Below are 6,616 nucleotides of genomic sequence, written 5' to 3'. Positions count from 1 at the left end.
CGGTCGGCGAACTCATCGACGAGGTCAAGAACACCGCCCTCGCCGAGGGCGCCGAGGAGATCTTCTATCCCGGCGAACTCGAAGACCGCGCCGAGCACCGCAACCTCGACGCCGGCGGCGTCGTACTGCCCGACCAGACCCGCACGGACCTCGAAACCCTCGGCGCCCAGGTCGGGATCACCGCGGACTTCTGACGCACGCGCGATACCGATAGCGGATCGGCCTGGCCATCGGGTGCGAGCGCATCAATCCAAGACCGACGCGAGCCGGGGGAGTTCGCGTAGTGCGTTCTCGCGCTCGATCAGGACACGATCGCCGGCACTGAACGTCTCGCTGAGTTCGGGTTGTGGGTCCCCAGAACCTGTGAGGGTGGTCGCGCTGAACGGCCAGTCGCTGCCGAAGACGATGCGTTCTTTCTGCCCGACCGCGAGGACGCTGCGCATTGCGGAGGGGGCCGGGCTCAGTGCGGTGTCGTAATAGAAGTTGTTGATGTGTTTGGCGACGTCGAGGATCGACGGCTTGGGTGTTCCGGCGGGCCAGATATCGCCGAGGGGAGTTTGTGACGCGATCCCGATCCGGTGGGCGAGGAAGGGAAGAGTGCCACCGGCGTGAGCTAGCTGGAATCGGATACTCGGGTAGCGGGCGAGGGTGCCGCCGGCGATGAGGAGCGTCGCCGCGCGAGTGGTGTCGAAAGTAAATTCTTCGAGGAAGTCAGGCAGGGGAAGTTCAGGTTTCGCGTCGGCGGGAATTGCCGCGGGGTGGACGAACACATATGCCGAACGGGCATTGAGGGCGAGCATCAATGGTTCGAATCGGGGATCGCCGAGGTAGGCTCCGTCGTAGGCCGAGAGTAAGACAACGCCGTCGAGGTGGAGGGTGTCGAGCGCGTACTCGAGTTCCCGGAGCGCGGTGGGGATGTCGTGCATCGGTAGAACGGCGAGGCCGCCGAATCGGGTGGGATACTGCGTGAACAGATCGGCGGCGTAGGTGTTGCAGTAGCGCGCCATCTCTGCCGCTTCTGTGCCGGAGAGGAATTCGACCCCGGGGTCCGACACCGACAGTGCCTGCGCCTGGATTCCGTAGCGGTCCATGAAGTCTATTGCCGATTCGGGGGACCAGTCGGGGGTGGGGTATCCACCGATGGTGAAGTGTCCATGCGCCAGGAGCGATGCGCGATACTCGGGAGGAAGGAAGTGCACGTGCATGTCGATGCGGTAGGTCCCGGTGGGGGCCGCTTCTCGGCGGTGCGCGGCGGGCCCGGCCGCTGCAACGGCGGGGGGAGCGATGGCGGCGGCCGCGCCTGCGGCGGCAACACCACCGAGGAGCCTGCGGCGGCTCAGCAGTGTTTCATTGGTCTTAGGCGGTTGTTCTGTCACAGTTTCCTTCTCGAATGTGTGTGGCCTCGGCCGGTGGTGGGTGACCGGTTTGTTCAGTCGTCTTGGATGCCGGTGCCGCTGAGGGCCGGGACGGTGTCCTCGCGTCGGACCACGGACCTGGCGCCGAGCTTGAATTGGGCGAGTTTGTCGATGATCGTCTGACCGACAGGTGTGTGCCCCCAGATGCTGATGCCCTGGTGGGTGGTGGGTTCCCAGGTGTCTTCATCGATGGTAATCGGGTTCCAGCCGACCTCCCATTCGAAACCGGAGGGAGTCATGGCGTAGTAGGACAGCTCGCGGTCGTTGGTGTGCTGCCCGACGCCGAGGGCCATGTCGAAGCCCAGTTCTTTCACGCGCAGATAGGAATTGGTCATGTCGTCGAGTTCGGCGACTTGGATGTTGAGGTGCTGCACGCGGGTGCGGATCGGGTTGACGGGCAGCTTCTGCACGGCGGCGATCGCCACGGAATGGTGGCGTTCGTTGACCCGGAGAAACCGGATCTTGAGCTTCACGCCACTGATGGTCTCGTCGATGTAGTCGGTGAGGCGAGCGTCGAAGACGGTGTCGTAGTAGCCGCGAACCTGGTGCGGCTTCTTCGAGGTGAGCGCGACGTGGCCCATGCCCGCGTCGCCGGTGACGAATCCGGTGGTGTGCATGTGGAGGGGCATCGGCCCGGTGTGGGCCTTGGTGTAGATCTCCTGGGTCAGCCCGTTGGGTCCGGGGAACCGCAGCAGCCGTTCGACACCGCGCAGAGCGGCTTCTTCCTCGGTGCCCCAGGTGACGGGAACCCCGTGCCCGGTCACCCGCGCCACGATCCGATCGAAGGAGGTGTGGTCGTCGAGGTGCCAGCCCAGTGCGGTGACGTCCTCGGCGGGACCACGCCTGAGCAGGAAGCGGCATTCGTTCTCGTCGAGCCGGAAACGCATCGCGTCGGAGGTGAAGTCGTCGAGGTGCATTCCGATCGCGTCCCTGCCGAAACGCCGCCAGTCGGCGAACTTCTCGGTCTCGACGACGATGTAGCCGAGGTGAACGTTTCCGAACACGGACGGTGACGTCACAGAGTGAGGCATGGTCGACTCCTCGTCGAGGGGATGGTCAGGCGCCCAGGAAGCGGCGGGTGATCTCGTTGAACAGGTCGGCGCGTTCCCACTGCACCCAGTGCCCGGTCTCGGACGTCACCACCAGTTCGCAGTGCGGCATCGTCTCGACCAGCATCCGACCGCCACTGGGTTTGTTGACCTTGTCCCGGGCGCCCCACACGACCAGGGTGGGTGTCTGCAGTGTGGACAGCCGCTTGTCGCGGGTGAAGTCCATCCGCCACAGGGTCCGCAGCGCGTGGGGGCCGGACGGGCGCCGCAGAGGCGGGTCGGCGACGACGTCCGGGTCGATGCTCGACTCGTAGCGGGTGTCGACCATCTCCTCGGGGACGGCGCTGCCGTCGAACACCAGGTACTCGCGGATGAACGTCGCGAGCTTGTCGCGGGACGGGCCGGATCCGCCGTAGTAGGACAGCAGGTTCTGCAAACCCGGGGTGGGGAGTCCGCGGGTGGTGCCGATGCCGCCGGGACCCATCAGCACCATGCGGTCGACGCGCTCCGGGGTGTCGAGTGCCAGGCGCAGTGCGCAGGCGCCGCCGTAGGAGTTGCCGACGAGATGCGCCCGCTCGATGTCGAGCCGGTCGAGGAGCCCGCGGATCGAGTCTGCGAGGTATCCGAACGGATCGTTCTGGTCGATGCCTTTGGTGGAGCGACCGTAGCCGGGCAGGTCCGGAACGACGACCCGGAAATGCTTCGCGAGTTCGTCGATGTTGCGGGAGTAGTTCGATACTCCCGACGCTCCGGGGCCACCGCCGTGCAGCAGGAGAACGGTAGGGCCCTCACCGGCTTCGGCGACGAAGATGTCCTTGCCGTTCACCTGGTAGGTGGTGGTCGTCATGGATTCGGTGTTCACGGGGCAGTCCTCGGGTTGATGGATGGGCGTGGTCGGGAGCTGACGGTGAGTCCGGCGGGCGGCGGCGGCAGCGGGTCTCGGGGGACTTCGGCCGCGTAGACGAAGGCGTCGGGCCGCAGCGCCAGGGCGGTGACGCCCTTCTTCCGCATCCAGTCGATGAGAAGTCCGTCGGTGTCGACCACCGCGTTCGGTCCGGGCGGCGCGCCGGCCGGTTTCACCTCTATGAGGGGAACGCCCACCGTGCGCCACGGGCGCCACTCTCGGGCCGGACCGAGGTGCACGATCGCCCACTGCCCACCGATCACGTCGTCGAGGCGTTCCCGGTTGCCTTCCTCGTCGAGAACCCACGGCTGCGGAATCTGCCACCCGACCGCCGTGTTCGCCGAGTTCGCGAGGAAACCCGCGGGGTAGCGCGCGTCGGGAATCCAACGGCTGTCGCGCAGCCACTCGGGGAAGCCGGGAACCTTCATCGCGGCGCGAAAGAAGTGATTGCGCAGCGCCGCAACGGCGGGCCGGCGTTCGGTGATGAGCCGGCCGGTCTTGACCGCCCGATTGGTCACTTCCCGCACATGCGGCATGCGCTCGGTCTGATAGGAGTCGAGGACCGATTCGGGCAGCGAACCGGACAGCACGGCACCGAGTTTCCAGCAGAGGTTCGCTGCGTCGCGCACCCCGGCCGACATGCCCTGCCCGATCCACGGCGGCATGGCGTGGGCGGCGTCGCCGGCGAGAAACACGCGGCCGACCCGCCACCGGTCGGCGAAGCGCACGTGGTGGCTGTAGACGACGGCGCGCAGGATCTTCACGTCGTTGCTCGTGATGCCCTGGTTGTGGAGTATCCGCCAGATCGCGGCGTCGGTGACCAGTTCCTTCTCGTCCTCGCCGTCGCGGACGGGGAACTCCCAGCGGTGGTGGCCGAGCGGTGTCGGGCAGTCGACGGTCGGCCGGGCGGGGTTGCAGTGGAAGCGGAGTCGGTCGTGGCCGTCCCATTCGCGGATCACCTCGGTGTCGATGACCACCCACCGCTCGCCGTACGTCTTGCCCTCGTAACCGATGCCGAGCTGGGTACGGGTCGGACTCGAACCACCGTCCGCGGCGATCACATACGACGCGCGGACGCGCTTGAACACATCGTGTCGAAGGTCGGCGAGCATCAATTCGACGTCCGTGCCGGTCTGGAGAACGCGCAGACACTCGTGCTCGAGGAGTATCTCCACGTTGGGGAAGCGATCGACCCCGTCACGCAAGACTTGTTCGACCGCAGGCTGGTAGATGAATTGCTGCGGCGGATGCCCCGACCCGCGTGAAATAGGCTTCATCTCGGCGAACGACGTGCCGTCCGCGTCGACGAAGGCAACCGGTTTGTCCGCGAGCATGTCCGCGGTGAGGCGATCCGCCAAACCGACGTGCTGCCAGATCCGCAGCACTTCCTCGTCGGTGGAGATGGCGCGAGCGCGGGAATAGATGTCCGAGTCCCGTTCGACGACAAGCACTCTGAGGCCCATATGGCCGAGGATGTTGGCGGCCGTCACGCCGGTGGGGCCGTAGCCGATGACGGCGACGTCATAGGTCGGTTGGTCGGTCACGTCGAGACCTCTCGTGGGGTCGATGGTGGCTGAAGGGCCGGAAGGGCCGGAGCCGAGCGTGGGGTTGTTCCCGTAGTGATCACTACAGTAAGGTGGGAGCAGGTGAGAGTCAACACACCGCGAACCCGAGGAGGAGATCGTGACCGACGAGACGAAGCCCCGTCGTCGCCGCGCCAACGGTGAGGAATCACGCCTGAAAATCCTCGACGCGGCCGTGGAAGTGGCCACCGAACGCGGATACGACGGCACCAGCATTGCGCTGGTCAGCAAGAAGAGCGGACTGCCCGCGAGTTCGATCTACTGGCATTTCAAGGACAAAGACGAACTGATCGCCGCTGTCATCGAGCGCAGCTTCGGAACCTGGCTCACCGCGTGGTCCGTGCCGGACGGAGACAGCCCGCGCGAGCGACTCTCGGCCCTGGCGTCGCAGGTCGCCAAGGCGCTGCTGGACTCACCGGACTTTCTACGACTCGGTCTGATGCTCACCCTCGAGCACAGACCCGTCGAAGCGAAAGCCCGGACAGTGTTCCTCGCGGTGCGGGAGGACGCACAGCGCCGCATCGCCCAGACGATACGTGAGTTCGCCCCTGACCTGGCAGAGCATTCGATCCAGCTGCTGACCACGTATTCGATGGCCGCGGCGGACGGGCTGTTCATCGCCAAGGAAATCGGCGGCGACAGCATCGACCTTCTCGAATTGTTCGAACTGCACGCGCACCTCCTGTACGACGCGGCGGTTCGCCTGACCGCATCGGAAGGAACCACCTGAGCCTCGCCGGCGCCTACGCCGTTGAGCAGGTCAAGACTAGGACCACCATGATTCCCCAACGTGGCGCGGCCGCATCCGGGTCCGGTGTCGTTCCCGGTGGGACACCGCCGCGCCCCGGTGCGGGCGAGGTGTCGGTGTTCGGGTCGGTGGGGTCTGCGGGTGCCATGGGTGGTCGAGTACCAACCCGCGCTTTCGGCTACGCGGGCACGTCGGCTTGTGGCTCGCGGTCGTGCGAAGTCCGTTGACATGTGTTGGAAGGCATTCCCAGCGAACGCAGATACAGCATTTCGGGGCGATGGGCAACCGGGATCGAACCGGACCCGTCCGGGATGACGGTGCGGGACCAGCTGTCGCAGATCCAGCCAGCTCACAGACGAGACGAAGCAGCGAGCCCCGTCCGAGGTACGACCTCGTCGAACGCCTCACCGATCAGGTGAAGGCACTCGCCCAAACCGAGATCCGTCACGGAATCGTCGAGATGCAGGACGAGGGCATTCGGTTTGGTGTCGGTTGGACTCGTTCGGGACTGTTACGGCATCCCACCGACAACACCGCCACGAGGGAACCAACATCGATTGTGCGTTGTGCAGTCGGTGTCACCCGGTGGGCTGCGGGCCTGCCGAGTCGGCATCGGCGGGGTCGGTCATCAGCCGGGTGATTTCGTCACGATCCGCCGGCCCGGGCAGCCCCCAGTCCTGCCGGTAGCCGTACAGCTCACCGAGGGTGACCGACCGCCGGTTGCCGTCCGCCACCTCGACATCCGCCGACGTGATCAGTCCGGGATGCGCGACACCGCACGCCTCGGCCACCTTGAACACATCCCGACGCAGCGCGCGCACGTAGTTCGCCGCGCGCACCGACTTCGACTCGACGTCCAGTCCGCGTTCGAGCCAGGCGTTCTGGGTGGCGACGCCGGTGGGACAGCGGTCGGTATG

6 protein-coding genes and 1 pseudogene are annotated in these 6,616 nt (G+C 66.1%); 2 read left to right on the top strand and 5 right to left on the bottom strand.

What is annotated here, in order from left to right; translation table 11 throughout:
* Positions 1–194 (top strand): annotated as a pseudogene (locus tag ACFTZB_RS41175) (Ldh family oxidoreductase); the annotation flags it as partial.
* A 51-nt stretch (positions 195–245) separates the two neighbouring features.
* On the opposite strand, the gene ACFTZB_RS41170 reads toward ACFTZB_RS41175, so the two are convergent.
* The 4 genes from ACFTZB_RS41170 to ACFTZB_RS41155 are packed head-to-tail and all read right to left on the bottom strand — an operon-like array spanning position 246 to position 4,912.
* Positions 246–1,376, bottom strand: a complete 1,131-nt coding sequence (locus tag ACFTZB_RS41170) for an amidohydrolase family protein (RefSeq protein ID WP_378441036.1) — start codon at positions 1,374–1,376, stop codon at positions 246–248.
* A 53-nt stretch (positions 1,377–1,429) separates the two neighbouring features.
* Positions 1,430–2,446: a VOC family protein gene (locus tag ACFTZB_RS41165; RefSeq protein ID WP_378441034.1), complete on the bottom strand. Its 1,017-nt coding sequence runs from the start codon at positions 2,444–2,446 to the stop codon at positions 1,430–1,432.
* Positions 2,447–2,471: 25 nt separating this feature from the next.
* Positions 2,472–3,311, bottom strand: coding sequence for an alpha/beta fold hydrolase (locus ACFTZB_RS41160; RefSeq protein WP_378441038.1), 840 nt, complete (start codon positions 3,309–3,311; stop codon positions 2,472–2,474).
* Positions 3,312–3,322: 11 nt separating this feature from the next.
* Entirely contained in the window at positions 3,323–4,912 is a 1,590-nt protein-coding gene (locus ACFTZB_RS41155; RefSeq protein ID WP_378441032.1) for a bifunctional 3-(3-hydroxy-phenyl)propionate/3-hydroxycinnamic acid hydroxylase, read from the bottom strand.
* Positions 4,913–5,051: 139 nt separating this feature from the next.
* Here ACFTZB_RS41155 and ACFTZB_RS41150 point away from each other — a divergent pair, with 139 nt between their 5' ends.
* Positions 5,052–5,681 carry a TetR/AcrR family transcriptional regulator gene (locus tag ACFTZB_RS41150; protein ID WP_378441030.1) on the top strand — a complete coding sequence of 210 codons (630 nt, stop codon included), beginning with the start codon at positions 5,052–5,054 and terminating at the stop codon, positions 5,679–5,681.
* Positions 5,682–6,277: 596 nt separating this feature from the next.
* Here the strand turns inward: ACFTZB_RS41150 and ACFTZB_RS41145 are convergent.
* On the bottom strand, positions 6,278–6,616 hold a 339-nt coding region (locus tag ACFTZB_RS41145), incomplete at its 5' end, for a glutamate synthase-related protein (RefSeq protein WP_378441028.1).

Origin of the sequence: Rhodococcus sp. NPDC057014 (genome assembly GCF_042673295.1) — a bacterium.
Lineage (GTDB): Bacteria > Actinomycetota > Actinomycetes > Mycobacteriales > Mycobacteriaceae > Rhodococcus_F.
Note: the sequence above shows the minus strand (reverse complement) of the source record. Positions and strands in the feature narration are given on the sequence as shown.

What these genes read in the sequence shown, in the direction of transcription:
- ACFTZB_RS41165 (WP_378441034.1), bottom strand. Translation starts at nt 2,446, where the DNA reads ATGCCTCACTCTGTGACGTCACCGTCCGTGTTCGGAAACGTTCACCTC.
- ACFTZB_RS41160 (WP_378441038.1), bottom strand. Translation starts at nt 3,311, where the DNA reads ATGACGACCACCACCTACCAGGTGAACGGCAAGGACATCTTCGTCGCC.